This window comes from Propioniciclava flava (assembly GCF_004126535.1).
Lineage (GTDB): Bacteria > Actinomycetota > Actinomycetes > Propionibacteriales > Propionibacteriaceae > Propioniciclava > Propioniciclava flava.
This window is the reverse complement of record NZ_PPCV01000008.1, coordinates 89652-106399: the sequence shown is the minus strand read 5'-3', so window position 1 is coordinate 106399 and position 16748 is coordinate 89652. Positions and strand designations below refer to the sequence as shown.

The following is a 16748-nucleotide window of genomic DNA, read 5'->3' as shown; positions in this document are numbered from 1 at the left end:
GCACATGGCTCGCTCGCCTTGGCAACTTCCAGGCATCTCCCGGCCCGTCAGGGCGATCGGACCCCACTCGCGCCAGGCGGGCCGACATCATGACCCGAGGACGTCAGTAGCGTGGGCTCATGCCGAAGCATGGACCCTTCATCATCAATGGCGACACCTACGAGCTCGATTCAACTCTGGGACAGGGCGGATCAGCCGTGGTTTGGAAGGTCCGGCGCATGCCCGATGGTCAGGTGTTCGCAATCAAACGAATCGAGAAGGATGGCAACGCGGACTCCGCTCGCAACAAGCGTTTCATGCAAGAGATGGGGTACGGACGGACATCGAACCACCCGAACGTCGTGAAGGTCCACGCGTCCTCAGAGGACGCGACCTCCTTCTATTACGTCATGGACTTCTATCCGATGACACTGCGAAGCGTGATCAGCGACGAAACAGATGCTGATTTGCTTCTCGACTACACATGCCAGCTCTGCGATGCTCTCGCATACGTGCATCGCGATGGCATAGTGCATCGCGACATCAAACCTGAGAATGTCCTCGTCAACCCGGATAAGCGTCGGCTCGTCCTGGCCGACTTTGGTATCGCGCATTTCAAGGACTCCTTGCTCACGAATCGCGGGGAGCTCCTGGCGAACCGCAACTACCTCGCTCCTGAGCAAATGATGAGGAACAACGCCCTCGGTATCGGCAAACCGGCGGACGTCTTCGCGCTCGGCCTTGTTGTAACCGAGATGTTCACGAAGCAGAATGCGCGAGGGCGGCGACACGTGCTTGTGCGTGATCTATACCCGTTCCTCGGCGACCTCGACCTGATCATTGAACAGATGCTTCTCCAAGACGAGGCGCAGCGACTCCGCATCGACAGCGTTCGCGGCATGCTTCGGGTGATCCTTCAGCGGATCGACGAGACAATCGCGGAGCTCTCCGATGATCTGCGCCCTAACGAAGTGCCCATCGACAGTTCATCCGACGAGGTCGATCGGATTCTCAGCCGTGCCGCGAGAGACGTGCTGTCGGCAAAGCAGATCTTCGAACAGGTCGGCGATGGGGAGCTCAGCAGATTCAACCCGAATTACCCCCATTGCGAGGTCGCTTACCGGGTGAGCACGGAGCTATTCAATACGTGTGCTCAAGTCGCTATATATGCTTCCTGCAAGGCGAAGTTCGACTACGAGGGCGCCGGACGGTGGGACGAGACCGACGACGCTCTCGTGTTGTCGGCAGCCAAGCCGAGGCTCCAACGCGAGCTCGAAACGATTCTAGGAGAGTTCCCTCTCCATCACTCTTCACCCTGGAACGGTCTGCCCCAGCGATCCGCGCACCTATTCCGCTTCTGTAAGGACTACCACTGCGAAGAGCTACTGACGCACATCCGCGAATCTGTCTACGGTGAAGGTAGGGACTCGTTGCATGCAAATCTGGTCAACGCCCCGATCCTCTGGATCACGCGCTGGATGCGTTTGAATCTGAACACCGACTACCTGGAGTTCAGCAAAGCAGTTCGCGAAGACATCAATTTCGAGCGTCACATCTCGGTGCTTTGGAACGAGACACTTCCACTGGATTCGACTCGAGAAGCGGTGGGAGTTGATTTGTTAGCCAATCCGTTCAACGCCGAAAAGGTTGCCGAGACACTGCAGACGCTAGAAGCGAAGTGGGACGTCTCCGTTGGGCAGCTCGTAGATGGTGACTACTCGGTCATGTTTCCCTCAAGCAACACGTACCGCCGCTTCAGCGAAGAAGCACTCGGCCTCGCCGAACGGGGCTCAGTGTTCGAAGCCGACGTCCTCGATCTGCTCCGCCCTGAGATGGAGTTCGACGACCTCGTCGCACTCAAGTGGGATCGGGACTTTGATGTGGCCGTCACGCTCGGGAAAGTCCTCGGCACGCGCATGCGCTAGCCGAACTCTCGGCCTGTGCGCACGTCGCAGATCGACGCGCGGGCCATCCGAGACGCTCGCTGGCTTGAACGTGGATCTTTGTACGGAACCGTTCCGGAGGGCCCCTGCGCGGGGCAGGATACGTTCACGACGGCCCTGCAGACCGTGTGGTGCTGAGTCGACTGGGGAGTCCGCCGCCGTCACCGGGATCGCTCTGAGCGTGTGCCGAACAACCGGATCTGCCGCCGCGGGGGCGGCATGGCAGCCAGAGCTCGCGCGATCCGGTAGGTGTTGACCATGCAATTCCTCACGCCGACGGGGCAGTGATCCCGACCACGATCGTGAGCTTGCTGCGATGGGTGCCCTGCGACGCGTGGGCGTGGTCGGCGCTCATGCTGGTGCTCTGTCCAGGGCGGGCGTCAGGGCAGGTGCGTGAACTCGGGTCCGCCAGCTTTGCTGTGGATCAGGGGAGATCACGAGCGAGCGTCCTGTCCACGGGGGGCCGGCGGTGACTGCGGCGGGCGATGTAGTCGAAGCCGATCTCGTCGACCAGGGCTCGGATTTCCTCGGCGCTCACGGCTTCCGCGGGGGCGATCGTGAGGGACGATTCACCCGCAGGCTCAAGGTCGACGGTCACCTCCCGAACCCCGGGCTGTTGTCGGACGCGCTCCATGAGCAGGACGAGGCAGTCCGGGCAGGTCAGACCGCTCACCCCGAAGGTGCTGACTCTCCTGATCGTAGTCCTCGTCACGGTGCGCTCCTTGGGTAGTTCGTGGCATGCAGGGGGGCGGGTCGGCGCCCCCCCCGGCAGGGTTCAGCGTTGGTCGTCGAGGATCCGTCGGCGCTGCTGGTAGTCGTCGGGTTCGATCTCCCCGCGAGCGAGGCGTTCGTCCAGCAGCTCCAACGCGGTCGGCCGCTCGCGCTGGGGCCTGGGCGCCTCGACGCGGCCGATCCTGCTGATGGACCACACCAACAGAGCGATCAGGACGACGAGGATGAGCGTGCTGATCCCCATTCCCAACCACATCCCCCAGCCGCTGTTGTCTCCCCACATCATTATTGGTTCCCTTCTTGAGCTGGCCTTAGGGCCAGGGTGGTGCGTGAACGGCGTGCGGCCCGTCTGCGGTCGGTCAAGATCGCTACAAGGTCGGCGGCGCAGCGTTCGCGCCCGTTCACAGGCGGCTGGTGGCTTCGTGCAGGAGTTCGGCGGGGTCGAGCCACATGGAGGGGTAGTTTCCCTCCCAGACCTGGTTGCCGTCGGCGTCGATCAGGACGAAGCCGTGCCCGGGCAGGCCTGGGTGCATGCCCTTGTCGAGGGTGTCGTAGGCCTTCGAGACCGTGCCGTCGTCGAGCAGGTAGGGGGTGGTGACGCCGAAGCGGTCCAGGTCGGGTTGGATCTGGGCGGCGGTGTTCATCACGATGGGGAGCACGGTGATGCCGGCTGCGGCGAAGCCCGGCTCCTGCTCGATGAGGGCCATCTGCTGGGTGCAGGAGCCGCAGCCGGCGCCCTCGTTGAAGTAGAGGATCACGGGCTGGCCGCGGTAGTCGGCCAGGGACACGGTGGTGCCCGCGGTCGTCGGCAGGGTGAACGCGGGCGCCTGGCCGGACGGGCCACCCTCGACGGGGCGGGCGCTCCACAGGCCGAACCCCACGAGGGCGACGATGAGCGTGGTCAGCAGCCCGGTCGCGATTCTGAACAGGCGGCGACGCTTGGTCTCCTTGGCTGATTCTCGTGCCCGTTGGTCTCGGAGCTGTTGCCGGCGGCTGATGGTGGTGCGCTGGTTGCTGGGCATGGTCGTCAGTTCCTCGCGGTGTCGTGGTCGGCGATCGGGTGGTCGGCGTCGGTCGTGCTGTGGCAGTGCGGCAGGGTGGGGTCGGCGTCGGCGTGCTCTTCGGCTCCCTGGCGCGCGTCGCGGCGGCGGTCGCGGAGCGTGGTCCACACGAACACCCCGGCCAGCCCCAACAAGGCGAGGCCGAGGACGGGCTCAGGGACCGGGGCAAGCCAGCCGAGGACGGCCTGCGCGGCTTGGGTGACCCAGTCGCCGGCGGCGAGCTGCACCCAGGTGCCCGACCCGGTCATCGTCGCCGTGCCAGCGAGGGTGATGACCCAGACGCCCATGATGACGAAGGCGACCGCGACGAGCAGGTTCACGCTGTTGGTGTGCAGCGTGCGGCCGGCGACGGTCACCCTGATGGGCTTCGCCCGGCCCCAGCGTCGTTCGTTGAGGCGGGCGGCGTCCCACACGAGTGCCATGACGAGCAGCGGGATGACCATGCCGAACACGAACGCCAGCCCGAGGACCAGGCCGCCGAGCGGGTTGCCGGAGAGAGCGGACAGGGTCATCACGCCTGCCAGGACGGGGGCGCAGCAGCTGGACGCGATCCCGGAGAACACGCCGAGGCTGAAGAAGGTCGCAGTGTCGCCGCGGGTGGTGTCGGGGGCGCGCAGCATCGACGGCATCGACCACATCCGGCCGCTGAGGGCCAGCAGGCCGAGGCCGATCATGAGCAGGCCACCGGCCCAGTACAGGATCACGTGGTACTTGGCGATCGCACCGGCCAGCAGACTCACCCCGAGCGTGATCGGGACCAGGACGAGCGCCAGGCCTGCCGCGAAGACGAAGGTCAGCGGGAGGAGGCGCCACCGGTTGTTCTTGACCGCAGCAGCCAGGTACGACGGGGCGAGGAAGACGATGCAGCAGGGTGCGAACAGTGCCACCGTGCCCGCGAAGAAGGCGGCCAGGATGCTGCCAGTTGCCAGGAGTTCCGAGCCCATCACGAGGCCTTCCGTGCCGCGAGGGCGCGGTCGAGCTTGCGGCGCGGGAGGCGTCCGGCGCTGAGGAACGCGCCGTCGAGCAGCACGAGGGGGAACATGGCCGGGCGGTGTTGATGGAGGAGCTTCTGGCCCTGCGGTGATTCGGCGTCCACCTGGTCGAGCAGTAGCTGCCCTTGGGTCGCGCGGTTCAGGAGTTCCGTGTGGGCGTCCTCACAGAGGTGGCAGGCCTCTGCGGTTACCACGGTGACCATGGGCGACGCAGCCCGGTCGGTCTGGTGGCCGACCCGGGCCCAAGTGTTGTTCGTCGTGTTCACGACGACCATGGTGGTTCCCCTCACCGGGGGGACCGGTCAAGGCAGCCTCAAGATCTCGTCTGGCCTGAGAACAGCATGTGCGGTCGTCCGAGGGCGAGGGGCCGGCAGCACCTGCCGGCCCCTCGCCACGGTCGGGTTCCTACGCTGATGCGAGCAATCCCTGCATCTCCTCGATCTCTGCTTCCTGGTCGGCGATGATCTTCTGCGCCAGCTCGATGGCTTGCGGGTCCCGGCCGTCGGCGAGTTGGGTCTGGGCCATCTCGATCGCTCCTTGATGGTGGGCGATCATCGAGGTGAGAAACTGCCGGTCGAAGTCGGCGCCCGATAAGCCTCGCAGCTCGGCCATCACCTCTTCCTGGCTTCTGCCGTCCATGTCCATGCCCGAGTGGTCCATCCCGGCCATGTCGCTGTCGGCCGGCATCGGATCCTCGCCCCACGCCGAAAGCCAGCCGCTCATGGTCTCGATCTCGGGGCCCTGAGCCGCCGAGATGCGTTCGGCCAGGGCCTGGACGTCCGCGCTCTGGGCCTGCTGGGCGGCGAGGTCGGCCATCTCGATCGCACCCTGGTGGTGCACGATCATCATCTGCGCGAACGCCGTGTCTGCCTCGTTGTGGGCGGCCGCATTGCTCGGGTTCGCTGACCCTGCTGTCGTCAAGGCTGGGCTGGGAGTGGCCGCCGGCGTGGCCGAGCACGCCCCCAGCATGGTCGCCGCTACCGCGGCGCCCATCACGATCGTGACCCACTTCGGTGTTGCGCTCATGGTTCTCCTGTTTCTCGCAGACAATCGGCCGCACCCCCGAGGGAAGCGGGGCACCCGCCGTCTTTCAAGGCTGCGCAACGAAGCTTGGCCATACCTTGACCTAGATCGCTCGCCGGGGGCCCGGGGCGGCCCGCTCGGGGTCGTCGGCTCCTCTACCCGATCGGCGAGCCGCCCCAGCCGCGCCGGCGACGGTGAGAGCGGCCACCCCGGTGGTCAGGGGCACGCTCAACACCAGCCCGATGCCGCTGCCCAGGGTGCGGATGATCTCCTCGGAGAACTGCTCGGTCGACAGCAGCAGGTTCAGCGGCTGCTCGTACAACGACAGCAGGAGCAACAGCGACAACGCGGCGCCGGCGTACGCGAACACGATGGTGTAGATCGTCGAAGCGATGTGGTCACGCCCGATCCGCATGCCCGAGGCGAACAACTGCCCCCGGCTCAGGTGCGGCCCGGCGGCCCGGACCTCCCACACCGACGACGCCTGCGTGATCGTCACGTCGTTCAGCACGCCCAGGTCCGCGATCACCAGACCACAGGTGAGGATGTCAGGGAAGTCGAGGTCACCGAGCAGGTTGGTCAGCGCGAGGGTCTCCTCACTGGAGATGCCGCTCAGCCGGGCCATCGAGACGCCCAGCGCGCCGAGGCCGGTGGTCACCAACAGGCTCAACCAGGTGCCGACGAACGCTGACGTGGTCCGCCACGACACCCCATGGGCCAGATAGAGCACCACGAACATGATGGCGGTCGACCCCACGATCGCAACCCACACAGCCGGCTGTCCCGACGTGAGGGCCGGGATCATGAACCCGAACAGCACCACCCCGGACACCACCAGCCCCAGCAGCCCGAAGAAGCCCTTGCGGCCGGCGACGACCAGCACCGCCACCACGAACAAGATCGTGAAGATCGCCAGGACCGGGATCCGGTCAACCGTGATCAACGACCATCCCCCGGGCACCCCCTCGGTGGCGCCGACCTCGGCCACGTGGACGCCGTCGCCGGGCTGCAGGCCGCTCCACGCGGTCACTCCCACCAGCTCCACGCCCACGAGTTCGCCCGCCCGGCGGTCGAGTTCGACCTGGGCGACGAGGCAGGCGTGTTGGACGCCGGCGTCCGGCCCGGTCGGCGGGGCGTCCGGGGCCGCCGGGCACGGCTCGATCGCGGTGATCTGCCCGCGCACGGGCACGATCCCCTCGGTCGTCAGCACCGAACCCTCCGGCAACACCCGTTCCGTGGGCCACAACCACACCAAGCCCGCCATGGTGATCGCCGCCACGACGGCCAACAGCACTAGTGTCGCGAGCGGGCCGTCCGGGAGACGCGCACGTCGGCGTCCACCCCATCATGCCCGTGGTGGTGATGGTGACCCCCGCTCATGGGGTGGCCACCGGAGGGACGAGGCGAGGTGTGGTCACGATCGTCCAGCGTGGCAGCCAGCGCATGAGCCGGAGGTCAAGGCCGGGTCAAGATCTGGTCTGGTTCGTGTCTGGGTGGTGCCCGTCGTGTTCCTCCAGCGGCTGGCCGGTGGGGCCAGTGGTCGCCGCGGGCTGGGGTGCGACGGGTGTCGGGTTGAGGGCGGGCCCGATCACGAACGCGGACAGTGTGAACAGGCTGGTGAAGGCGATCGCCCCCAGCGCTGGCGCCTTCCAGGTGCCGAACCGTTTCCGGAGGCGGTTGAGCATCGGGATGCTGAGCAGCATCCCGGCTGCGTAGAGCACCGTGTTGCCCACGACGCCGGTCAGGAGGGCGGCGCCGGCGAGGAACCCGACGTGGTGCAGGACATGCGGTGCGAGCCCGAGCAGGGCCCCGAACGTGGCTCGGGTGGCCGCCCACGCCCCGGCGGCGCGGGCCCGCCACGGGGTGGCCGCGGTGACGCTGTCGGCGGCCAGAGTAGATGCCGGGGGGTCGGTCAGGCTGGTGTCCATACCGTCGAGGGTGCGTGACGTCGGTGTGGTGTCGGCCCGGCTCTGGTCAAGATCCGACCAAGGGATGAAAGCGCCTGCGCGGCGAAGGCGTCAGCGTGAGCGCCGTGATCCAGAGCGCGGCGGCCACGGTCGCGGTGACCTCCAGGGGGGTGGCGAGCCAGCTGGCGGTGGTGGTCCCGGTGCGCAGGCCGAGCTGCACCACTCCAACGGCGGGACCCGGTTCGGTGACCTTCATGGTGACCCGACCGGTGGGATCGATGAGTCCGGTGATGCCGCTGGTGGTGACGACGAGGGTGTCGCGGCGCAGTTCCGCTGCCCGGGCCCGGGTGATGGCGAACTGTTGCTCGATCTGGGCGGTGCCCTGGTACATGGCGTTGTTGCTTTGCACGATGACGGCCTGCGCGGTGGCGAGGTCGTGCACGACGGGGTCGAAGGCGACGTCGAAGCAGGCCAGCACGCCAAGGGTGATCGAGCGTCCGTCGGGGAGCTGTACGTCGAGAAGACCCGGATCAGTGCCGGCCACGGACTGGGCGCCGACGTAGCGCAGGGCAGGGATCAGCGGCAGCAGCACGTCTCGGAACGGGATCCATTCGCCGAACGGGACGATCGAGCGTTTCTGATAGGTGGGCCCGATCCGGCCGTCGGGTTCGCGCCATTGGGCGGCGGTTCGCCGCTGGCGGGGTCCGGGACCGTCGAGGATGGCGCCGACCAGCACGGGACGCCCCACGGCCGCGACGGACTGCTCGACGAGCTGGCCGGTGCGCTGGTCGGTGTCGGGGTCGAGGTCGGTGGCGTTCTCGGGCCACACGACGAAGTCGGGGGCCGGCAGGCGGCCGGCGTCGATCGCGGCGGCCAGTTCGCGGGTGGCCCGTGCTTGGTTGGTGGTGATGGTGCGAGGCGGGCCGAGGCCGTAGACGCCGCCGCCGGGTGCGCCACCCTGGACCCAGCCCGCGGTGACGACGCCGTCAGGGGGCGGGGTCGGGGTCACGGTACCGGCGGTGGCGGCGCCGGTGACGACGACCAGCCACGCCGCGGACCAGGCCAGGCGCCGCCTGGAGGGCCCCAGCAGGATCCAGGCGCCCAGCTGTCCCGTGAGGACCACGGAGAAGCTGACGCCGGCCACCCCGATGAAGGGGTACAGCCCGGCCAGGGGCGAGTCGATCTGGGTGTAGCCGAGCCGCAGCCAGCCGAAGCCGCCGAACGGGACGCGGGCGGCGAGGAACTCCACGCCCAACCAGGCCAGGGCTGCCAGTACGGGCCAGCCGCGGCTCCGGCCGGCGGCGCGGACCAGCACGGCCGTGACCGCAGACCAGCTGGAGGAGAGCAACAGCAGCCCTACCAGGGCGGCCGGGTGGATGGCGGCCATCCAGCCCAGGGTTGGTCCGGACAGGCCAAGGCCGTAGGCCAGCCCCAAGGCAGCCGCAGCCCGGAGCGACGTGCTCCGGTGCACGGCGACGGTGAGCACCATGACGCCAAGCGGTGGGGCGAGCCACCAGCCCAGCGGTGCGACACCCGTGCCCGTCATCAACCCCGCCGCACCCGCCGCCCCCGCCGCGACCAGCGGTGCCCAGTGACGCGGCCACCGCTGCCGGGCCCACGCCGCGTCCCGTGCGGTCCGCAGGGTCGTCATCGCGGGCGTGGCCGTCTCACCGAGTGGATCACACGCGTGCCGGCTCGACCGGGAGTGCGGCGGCGGGCTCGGGGGTCCGCTGCCGGCGGTCGACCGCGATCAGCATGACGCCGGCGATGATGCTGAGCACGCCGAACAGTTGCGCTTCGGTGAGGCCGAGCAGGACGCGGTCGTTGACCCGGACGATCTCGACCAGCAGTCGCGCGGCCCCGCTGAGGGCGAGGTAGCCGCCGAACACTGACAGCGGCAGCCAGCGGCGGGCCAGCAGCCAGAGCACGGCGGCGATCGCGAACGCGCCGGCAGCCTCGTACAACTGGGCGGGGTGAACCGGGACGGTCACCGGCACGACGCCGTTCGGGAAGGCCATCCCCCAGGGCAGGTCGGTCGGCGTGCCGTAGGTGCCATCGCCCGCCAGGAAGCAGCCGATCCTGCCGATCCCGTACGCCACCGACAGGGGGATCGCGGTCGCGCCGGCCACGCTGGCCAGAGGCAGCCGGTAGCGGCGGGTCAGGACGACGACGGTGAGGATGCCGCCGATCAGCCCGCCGTACCAGACGAACCCCGAGCTACCGAGCAGGTGCCAGCTGAACTGGGCGCGGTTGTCGATCAGGAAGTACACCTTGGCGGCCACGAACCCCCACACCGCCGCCCACAGAACCAGCGAGTGCGCCTGCTCCACCGGGAAGCCGAGCCGGCGGAAGGCCCGGCCGAGCAGCCACGCGGCGACCAGCGCCGCGAGGGCCTTGCTCACCCCGTACGACTGGATCTGGATTCCGAACACTGAGAACAACACCGGCCACACGGCGAGACTCCTCCATCAAGCGACGCACCCGCGTGGCACGCCGGCTCCCACTGTCGCGGGCCGGGGTCAAGGGCCCCCTGAGCGGCAGCCAAGATCACGTCAAGAAGCCGATGAAACTGGGCGGGGGTGCCTGGCGAAAACCTCAAGATTCGGCCAAGAACCCCGATCCGGGGCTCGACGCCGCGAAACCCCGGTGGGTAGCGTCGATGCCCATCCTCACACCTGAGGCGAACAACCAAGGGAGGCATGATGGAACACACGAACCTGACCCGACGGGTGGCGTCCGGCTTGACTGCGGCCCTGCTGGCGACCGGCGCCCTGACCGGGGTGGCGGTGGCGGCCGCACCACCGGCACAGGCGAGCGCACCGGCGGCGTCCGATCAGGCGGCCCGGTTCGAGGTCGACTTCCTGACCGGGATGATCGACCACCACCACATGGCCGTGATGATGGCCGAGATGTGCGTCGAGAAGGCGGTCCACGACGAGCTCGCAGCGACGTGTGAGTCGATCGTGGCCACCCAGTCGGCCGAGATCGCGACCATGCAGCAGTGGCTGGAGGACTGGTACGGCATCTCCCACGAGCCGGACATGACTGGGATGCAGTCGATGCACCGGTTCCACGACCTGGACGGCGAGGAGTTCGAGGTGGCGTTCCTGCGGTCGATGATCCGCCACCACTGGGGGGCGATCCGGGAGGCCGAGAAGTGCCTGGCGAACGCCGAGCACGACGAACTGCTGACCCTGTGCAGCGACATCCGAGACGCCCAACTGGCAGAGATCGCGCAGATGCAGGACTGGCTGCAGGAGTGGTATGACCTGCCGGGCGGCCGACCGGTCGGCACAGCCTGATCGAGGCCCTGCCCCCGCGGGCGGCCCGACGGAGGCGTGACGCGCAAGGGCGGGGGGTCGCGTTCGCGACCCACCCGCCCTTTTCACACGCAGGACCAGCTTCAAGTGCGGAGCAGCCGTTCGACGGCCCGGAGGGCCTGCTCCACCTGTTCGGTCTGCTCGTCGGCCACGGTGGTGGCTGCCCCCCGCTGCAGGCAGTCGCGGAGGTGTTGGTCGACCAGCATCAGGGCTGCGGCTTCGAGGGCGTGGGTGACTGCGGCCACCTGGGTGAGGATCTCGATGCAGTCGGCGTCGCCGTCGACCATCCGGGCGATCCCGCGGACCTGCCCCTCGATGCGCCGCAGCCGGCCCAGCAGGGCACGTCGGGTCCGTGAGGCCGACGCACTCCCGTGGGCTGCAGGGGCGGAAGCGCCCGGGTCAGTGGTGGCCGGCGCCGGAGGGTCCATGCGCGTAACGGTGCGGGTCCGCGTCGAAGGTTTCGGCGCAGCCCTTGGAGCAGAAGTAGATCGTGGTGCCGTCGTGGTCGCGGGTGGCGGCAGCGTCAGCGGGGTTGATCTTCATACCGCACACGGGGTCGACGACCTTGGCGGTGGTGGTGTCCTTCTTCTTGCCGAACAGGCCGAACATGGTGGTTTCCTTTCGTTGGGTGTGGTGTGAGGCTTCGACGCTGCCGCCCACCTCGACGAGCGGGTCGACGCCGGCCACCTGGGTGGTGGCAGCCAGTGGACGGGGGGTGAACCGGCGGAGCCGGTTCGCGTTGGCGACCACCGACAGCGACGACAGTGCCATCGCGGCGGCGGCGATGATCGGGCTGAGGGTGATCCCGAACGCCGGATAGAGCACGCCGGCGGCGATCGGGATGCCCAGGATGTTGTACAGGAACGCGAACACCAGGTTCTGCTTGATGTTGCGCATGGTGGCCCGGGACAGGTCGACGGCGGTCACTATGCCCACCAGTGCCCCCGAGACCAACGTGATGTCGGAGGACTCGATCGCGACGTCGGTGCCGGTCCCGATCGCCGACCCGACGTCGGCCTGGGCGAGGGCGGGGGCGTCGTTGATGCCGTCGCCGACCATGCCGACCACCTTGCCGTCGGCCTGCAGGCGCCGGACCTCGGCGGCCTTGTGGTCGGGCATGACCTCGGCGACGACGCGGGTGATGCCGACCTGGCGGGCGATCGCGGCGGCGGTGTGCCGGTTGTCACCGGTCATCATCACGACCTCGATGCCGCGGGCCTGGAGGGCGGCGACCGCCGCCGGGGCGCCTTCCTTGAGGGTGTCGGCCACGGCCACCACGCCGGCGGGGCGTCCGTCGACCGCGACCAGCATCGCGGTCTTGCCTTCGGCGGCCAGCCGGTCGTGGGCGGCGAGCAGGACGGCCGCGTCCACCCCGAACGCGTCCAGCAGCCGGCGATTGCCGACCAGCACGCGCCGCCCGTCGACCCGCGCCATCACCCCTTGGCCGGTGACGGACTCGAACCCGTCGACCTCGGGCACAGCGAGCCCACGCTCGGTCGCCCCGGCCACGATCGCGGCCGCCAGCGGGTGCTCGGAGGCCCGCTCGACCCCGGCGACAGCGGCCAGGAGGCGGTCCTCACCCCCGTCGGTCACGGGGATGACGTCGGTGAGGGCCGGGACGCCGCGGGTCAGGGTGCCGGTCTTGTCGAGGATGATCGTCTGCAACTTGTGGGCGGTCTCGAGCGCCTCGGCGGAGCGGATCAGGATGCCGTGCGCGGCCCCTTTGCCGGTGCCGACGGTGATCGACATGGGAGTGGCGAGCCCTAGGGCGCAGGGGCAGGCGATGATCAGCACCGACACGGCGGCGACGAGCGCGAAGATGAACACCGGCGGCGGGCCGACGAGCACCCAGGCGACGAAGGTCCACACCGCGATCACGATCACCGCGGGCACGAAGTAGCTGGACACCTGGTCGGCGAGCCGCTGGATGGGCGCCTTGGAGCCTTGGGCTTCGCGGACCAGCTTGATGATCTGGGCCAGCATCGTGTCGGCGCCGACCTTGGTGGCGCGGTAGCGCAGGGCGCCGGTGGTGTTGATGGTGGCGCCGATCACGGTGTCCCCGACGGACTTGGTCACCGGCATGGATTCGCCGGTCACCATGGACTCATCGATCGAGGAGGAGCCGCTGGTCACCTCGCCGTCGACCGGGAGCTTCTCCCCGGGCCGGATCAGCACGATGTCTCCGACCCGCACCTCGTCAACGCCGACCTCGAGTTCGGCACCGTCGCGCTCAACCCGGGCGGTGCGGGGCTGCAGCCCGATCAGGGCGCGGATTGCCTCACCGGTGCCGGCCTTCGCTTTCGTCTCGAGCAGCCGCCCGAGCAGGATGAGGGTGATGATCACCCCGACGGCCTCGTAGTAGACGTGCCGCAGCGCGTCGGGCAGCAGCCAGGGCAGGAACGTGACCACCAGGCTGTAGCCGAAGGCGGCAAACGTGCCCAAGGTGATCAGCGAGTTCATGTCGGCGGTCCGGTGCGACAGCGCCTTCCAGCCGGTGCGGTGGATCGGCCAGCCGGTGTAGAACATCACCGGAGCGATCAACGCCAGCTGTAGCCACGGGTTCATCAGGAACTCGGGAACCCACATCGCCTGGAACAACTCCACCGCCATCACCGCGACCAGCACCGGCGCCGACAGCACCGCACCCACCAGCAGGCGGCGGGTCAAGTCGCGGATTTCGGCGGCACGCTCAGCCTCCTCCGCCTCCGCGTCGGGGGCGGTGCCGCCGGCCGCGGTCGTTCCGTCCACCGGCCGGGAGGCCTGCTCCACCACGGTGCCGCCGCCTTGGGTATCGGCCGGGGGGTTCCCGCTGACACGGATCACCCCGGACACCATGTTCATCCCGCACGCGAACCGGTACTCCCCCGTTTCGGTGGGAAGGAACTCGACCGCCGTGGTCCGGAACGCCGGCAGCGCTGCGTTGACCTTGAAGTCGGGCATGACCACCCGCGAGGTGCACTCACCGCTCTCCTGCCGGTCGAACAGGAGCCTGACCGGTATGCCCGGGCGGACGCCCTCGATCACGTCCGGGCTGTAGCCACCGTCGACGGTGACCCGCACCACCTGGACGCCGTCCTCCAGGCTCACCTGTCCGGCCTGCTTCGGACCGAAGAAGAACCACCACAACAACCCGGTGACGACCACCGCGCCGCCGATGACGAGCCAACTCATCACAACCACCTCACCTTGTCCTGATACCCCCCAGGGGTACCGCTTCTGGTGTCAGGTTAGGTGGGTCTCGTGTCCGGATCGGCAGGATCGGATCAAGGTCGCGTCAAGATCCCGACGCAGCCTGCGCGGCCGGGGTGCCTGGTCGGCGGTGGTGCTCGTCGGGGAGCCGCAACCGCTTCAGCAGCAGGGCGTTGACAGCGACGATCAGGCTGGAACCGGACATCGACAGCGCAGCGATCTCTGGCCGTAGGGTCAGCCCGACGCCGGCAAACACGCCGGCCGCGATCGGCAGGGCGACCACGTTGTAACCGACCGCCCAGCCCAGGTTCTGCCGCATCTTCCGCAGCGTGCCACGGCCGATGGTCAGGGCGGTCGGCACGTCGAGGGGGTCCGACCGCATGAGGACCAGGTCGGCCGTCTCGATCGCCACATCGGTGCCCGCCCCGATCGCGACCCCCACGTCAGCCTGGGCCAGAGCAGGGGCGTCGTTGACACCATCACCGACCATCGCCACCACCCGCCCCTGGCGTTGTAGATCGGCCACATGGGCGGCCTTGTCGCCGGGCAGCACGTCCGCGATCACCGTGTCGATCCCCAGCTGGGCGGCGATCCGCTGTGCGGTCGCCTGATTGTCCCCGGTCAGCATCACGACCTGCACTCCCTGGTCGTGCAACGCCGCGACCGCCCGGGCGGAGGTCTCGCGGGGGGCGTCCGCCAACCCGATGACCGCCACGATGCGGCCGTCCACCGCGGCGAACACGGCGGTCTGGCCCTGGGCGGCGACCCGCTCGCGGATCGGCCCCGCCGCCGACAGGTCGACACCGAGGGACTCCATGAGCCGCCGGTTTCCGACCGCAACGTCCAGTCCGTCGACGACGGCGGTGGCCCCGTGGCCGGGCACGTTGCGAAACTCGGCAGCCTTACGGGTCGCGACGCCGAGGGCGTCGGCATGGGTGACCACGGCGGCCGCGAGCGGGTGTTCGGATTCGCGCTCCACCGCCGCGACCAGGTCGAGGTGGGGGTCGCCCCCGACGGCGATGACCTGGGTCACCTCGGGTTCGCCGCGGGTGAGCGTGCCGGTCTTGTCCATCACCACCGTGTTGACCTTCGCGGAGGTCTCCAGGGCGGTGGCGTTCTTGAACAACACTCCTCGCTTGGCGCCCAGACCGGTGCCGACCATGATCGCGGTCGGCGTCGCCAGTCCGAGGGCGTCGGGGCAGGTGATGACCACCACCGTGATCGCGAACAGCATCGCCGTCTGGACCGACGCGCCGGCCAGCAGCCAGGCCCCGAACGTGAGCCCTCCTCCGATGATGGCCACCAGCACCAGCCAGAACGCCGCCCGGTCCGCGAGCCGCTGGCCGGGGGCCTTCGAGTTCTGCGCCTGCTGCACCAGCGCGACGATCTGCGCCAGGGCGCTGTCCGCGCCCACCTTGGTGGCCTCCACCCGCAGCGTCCCCGTGGTGTTGATCGACGCCCCCACCACCGCTGAACCGACCGTCTTGTCGACCGGCAAGGACTCCCCGGTCACCATCGACTCGTCCACCTCGGAACGGCCCTCCCGGACGACGCCGTCGACGGGCACCTTCGCGCCGGGACGGACCAGCACCAGGTCGCCGACCAGCACCTCGCTGGTGGGCACGTCGGCCTCGACCCCGTCACGAATCACCGTCGCCATCGGCGGCGCCAGGTCCAGCAACGCCCGGATGGCGTCGTTCGCGCCGCCGCGGGCCCGCATCTCGAACCAGTGCCCCAACAAGACGAACGTGGTCAGCACCGCGGCCGCCTCGAAGAACACCTCGCCACCACCGGTGAGCGTGACGTACAGGCTGTACAGCCACCCGGCGCCGATCGCGATCGCGACCAGCACCATCATGTCCAGCGTCCGGTTCCGCAGGGCGCGGAAAGCCCCGTCGAAGAAGATCCAGCCCGCGTAGAACACCACCGGCAGCGACAACACCAGGGCGAACACCTCGTCCCGCAACCCGAACGGCGCCGGCAGCCCGAAGCCGAGCATGTCGCGTCCCATCGGGGAGAACAACGTGATCGGCACCGACAGCACCGCCGCGACCAGGAACCGGTTGCGCATGTCGGCGACCATGGCGTCCATCGACATCCCCCCATGACCGCCATGACCCATCGCGTCATGCGGCGAGATCACCACCCCCGCGGCGTGGCTCGCCGCCTGGTCGTGCCCCCCATGACCGTGCGGCACCGTGGTTCCGGGGCCGCCGTGCCGCGCGTGGGCGTCCGGGGCTGCGTGCCCGCCGGGATGACCTGCCGGTTCGATGCGGGGAACGCACACGTGGGTGGGCTGTGACTCGCCGGCACAGTGGTAGCCACACTCGCGCACCCAGCCCTGAAGTTCGGCGACGTCGGTCCGCGTCGGGTCGAACGTGACGGTCGCCGTCTGCGAGATCGCGTTCGCGTCGACCGCCAGCACGCCTGGCCGGGTCAGGAGGGTCTGTTCGACGCCGTGGGCGGTGGTGGCCCAGTGCAGGCCACCCACGTGCAGCACGACCGACTCGGCGGTGGAGTTCAGGTTCATCACATTCTCCTGTCAGGGCGGACGGGCCATCGCCGAGCCACTCGGGGGATCGGGGTGGCTCGGCGATGGGGT

15 protein-coding genes are annotated in these 16748 nt (G+C 68.9%); 2 read left to right on the top strand and 13 right to left on the bottom strand.

Annotated elements, in window-relative coordinates; all coding sequences use genetic code 11:
• The first annotated feature begins 119 nt into the window (after positions 1-119).
• Positions 120-1904, top strand: a complete 1785-nt coding sequence (locus tag C1706_RS11740) for a serine/threonine-protein kinase (protein WP_129459430.1) — start codon at positions 120-122, stop codon at positions 1902-1904.
• 442 nt (positions 1905-2346) lie between these two features.
• Here C1706_RS11740 and C1706_RS11735 read toward each other — a convergent pair whose 3' ends face one another.
• The 10 genes from C1706_RS11735 to C1706_RS11690 all read right to left on the bottom strand — a co-directional run bounded on the left by C1706_RS11735 (position 2347) and on the right by C1706_RS11690 (position 10090).
• Positions 2347-2634, bottom strand: a complete 288-nt coding sequence (locus tag C1706_RS11735; protein WP_129459429.1) for a heavy-metal-associated domain-containing protein — start codon at positions 2632-2634, stop codon at positions 2347-2349.
• Positions 2635-2697: 63 nt separating this feature from the next.
• On the bottom strand, positions 2698-2940 hold the full coding sequence (locus tag C1706_RS11730; protein WP_129459428.1) for an SHOCT domain-containing protein: 243 nt from the start codon (positions 2938-2940) through the stop codon (positions 2698-2700).
• Between the two features lie 115 nt (positions 2941-3055).
• Positions 3056-3676, bottom strand: a complete 621-nt coding sequence (locus C1706_RS11725) for a peroxiredoxin family protein (protein WP_129459427.1) — start codon at positions 3674-3676, stop codon at positions 3056-3058.
• A gap of 5 nt (positions 3677-3681) precedes the next feature.
• The gene (locus C1706_RS11720; protein WP_129459426.1) at positions 3682-4659 is read right to left on the bottom strand and encodes a cytochrome c biogenesis CcdA family protein; all 978 of its coding nucleotides are present in this window, start codon (positions 4657-4659) and stop codon (positions 3682-3684) included.
• Positions 4659-4973 carry a glutaredoxin gene (locus C1706_RS11715; protein ID WP_241653556.1) on the bottom strand — a complete coding sequence of 105 codons (315 nt, stop codon included), beginning with the start codon at positions 4971-4973 and terminating at the stop codon, positions 4659-4661. The genes C1706_RS11720 and C1706_RS11715 overlap by 1 nt, the downstream gene beginning before the upstream one ends.
• Positions 4974-5112: 139 nt before the next feature.
• Complete coding sequence (locus tag C1706_RS11710; RefSeq protein WP_129459424.1) at positions 5113-5733, bottom strand: DUF305 domain-containing protein; 621 nt, start codon at positions 5731-5733, stop codon at positions 5113-5115.
• A 100-nt stretch (positions 5734-5833) separates the two neighbouring features.
• Positions 5834-7009 carry a YibE/F family protein gene (locus C1706_RS11705; RefSeq protein WP_241653559.1) on the bottom strand — a complete coding sequence of 392 codons (1176 nt, stop codon included), beginning with the start codon at positions 7007-7009 and terminating at the stop codon, positions 5834-5836.
• A gap of 187 nt (positions 7010-7196) precedes the next feature.
• Entirely contained in the window at positions 7197-7658 is a 462-nt protein-coding gene (locus C1706_RS14175) for a hypothetical protein (RefSeq protein ID WP_051208216.1), read from the bottom strand.
• A 46-nt stretch (positions 7659-7704) separates the two neighbouring features.
• Positions 7705-9288, bottom strand: a complete 1584-nt coding sequence (lnt, locus tag C1706_RS11695) for an apolipoprotein N-acyltransferase (protein WP_129459422.1) — start codon at positions 9286-9288, stop codon at positions 7705-7707.
• A 28-nt stretch (positions 9289-9316) separates the two neighbouring features.
• Positions 9317-10090, bottom strand: coding sequence for a prolipoprotein diacylglyceryl transferase (locus C1706_RS11690; protein ID WP_129459421.1), 774 nt, complete (start codon positions 10088-10090; stop codon positions 9317-9319).
• A 249-nt stretch (positions 10091-10339) separates the two neighbouring features.
• Here C1706_RS11690 and C1706_RS11685 point away from each other — a divergent pair, with 249 nt between their 5' ends.
• Positions 10340-10939, top strand: a complete 600-nt coding sequence (locus C1706_RS11685) for a DUF305 domain-containing protein (RefSeq protein ID WP_164987541.1) — start codon at positions 10340-10342, stop codon at positions 10937-10939.
• Positions 10940-11040: 101 nt separating this feature from the next.
• Here the strand turns inward: C1706_RS11685 and C1706_RS11680 are convergent, their stop codons facing one another.
• From C1706_RS11680 to C1706_RS11670, 3 genes are all read right to left on the bottom strand, one after another.
• Positions 11041-11385, bottom strand: a complete 345-nt coding sequence (locus C1706_RS11680; protein WP_129459419.1) for a metal-sensitive transcriptional regulator — start codon at positions 11383-11385, stop codon at positions 11041-11043.
• Positions 11357-14128 (bottom strand): heavy metal translocating P-type ATPase, encoded by a 2772-nt coding sequence (locus tag C1706_RS11675; RefSeq protein ID WP_129459418.1) that lies wholly within the window; start codon positions 14126-14128, stop codon positions 11357-11359. The genes C1706_RS11680 and C1706_RS11675 overlap by 29 nt, the downstream gene beginning before the upstream one ends.
• 103 nt (positions 14129-14231) lie before the next feature.
• Positions 14232-16676 (bottom strand): heavy metal translocating P-type ATPase, encoded by a 2445-nt coding sequence (locus C1706_RS11670; protein ID WP_129459417.1) that lies wholly within the window; start codon positions 16674-16676, stop codon positions 14232-14234.
• Positions 16677-16748 lie beyond the last annotated feature (72 nt).

Excerpts from the sequence above, each read along its gene's own strand:
- C1706_RS11710 (WP_129459424.1), bottom strand. The coding sequence starts at position 5,733 with ATGAGCGCAACACCGAAGTGGGTCACGATCGTGATGGGCGCCGCGGTA.
- C1706_RS11740 (WP_129459430.1), top strand. The coding sequence starts at position 120 with ATGCCGAAGCATGGACCCTTCATCATCAATGGCGACACCTACGAGCTC.
- C1706_RS11680 (WP_129459419.1), bottom strand. The coding sequence starts at position 11,385 with ATGGACCCTCCGGCGCCGGCCACCACTGACCCGGGCGCTTCCGCCCCT.
- C1706_RS11720 (WP_129459426.1), bottom strand. The coding sequence starts at position 4,659 with ATGGGCTCGGAACTCCTGGCAACTGGCAGCATCCTGGCCGCCTTCTTC.
- C1706_RS11670 (WP_129459417.1), bottom strand. The coding sequence starts at position 16,676 with ATGAACCTGAACTCCACCGCCGAGTCGGTCGTGCTGCACGTGGGTGGC.
- C1706_RS11685 (WP_164987541.1), top strand. The coding sequence starts at position 10,340 with ATGGAACACACGAACCTGACCCGACGGGTGGCGTCCGGCTTGACTGCG.
- lnt (WP_129459422.1), bottom strand. The coding sequence starts at position 9,288 with ATGACGACCCTGCGGACCGCACGGGACGCGGCGTGGGCCCGGCAGCGG.
- C1706_RS11675 (WP_129459418.1), bottom strand. The coding sequence starts at position 14,128 with ATGAGTTGGCTCGTCATCGGCGGCGCGGTGGTCGTCACCGGGTTGTTG.
- C1706_RS14175 (WP_051208216.1), bottom strand. The coding sequence starts at position 7,658 with ATGGACACCAGCCTGACCGACCCCCCGGCATCTACTCTGGCCGCCGAC.
- C1706_RS11730 (WP_129459428.1), bottom strand. The coding sequence starts at position 2,940 with ATGATGTGGGGAGACAACAGCGGCTGGGGGATGTGGTTGGGAATGGGG.
- C1706_RS11725 (WP_129459427.1), bottom strand. The coding sequence starts at position 3,676 with ATGCCCAGCAACCAGCGCACCACCATCAGCCGCCGGCAACAGCTCCGA.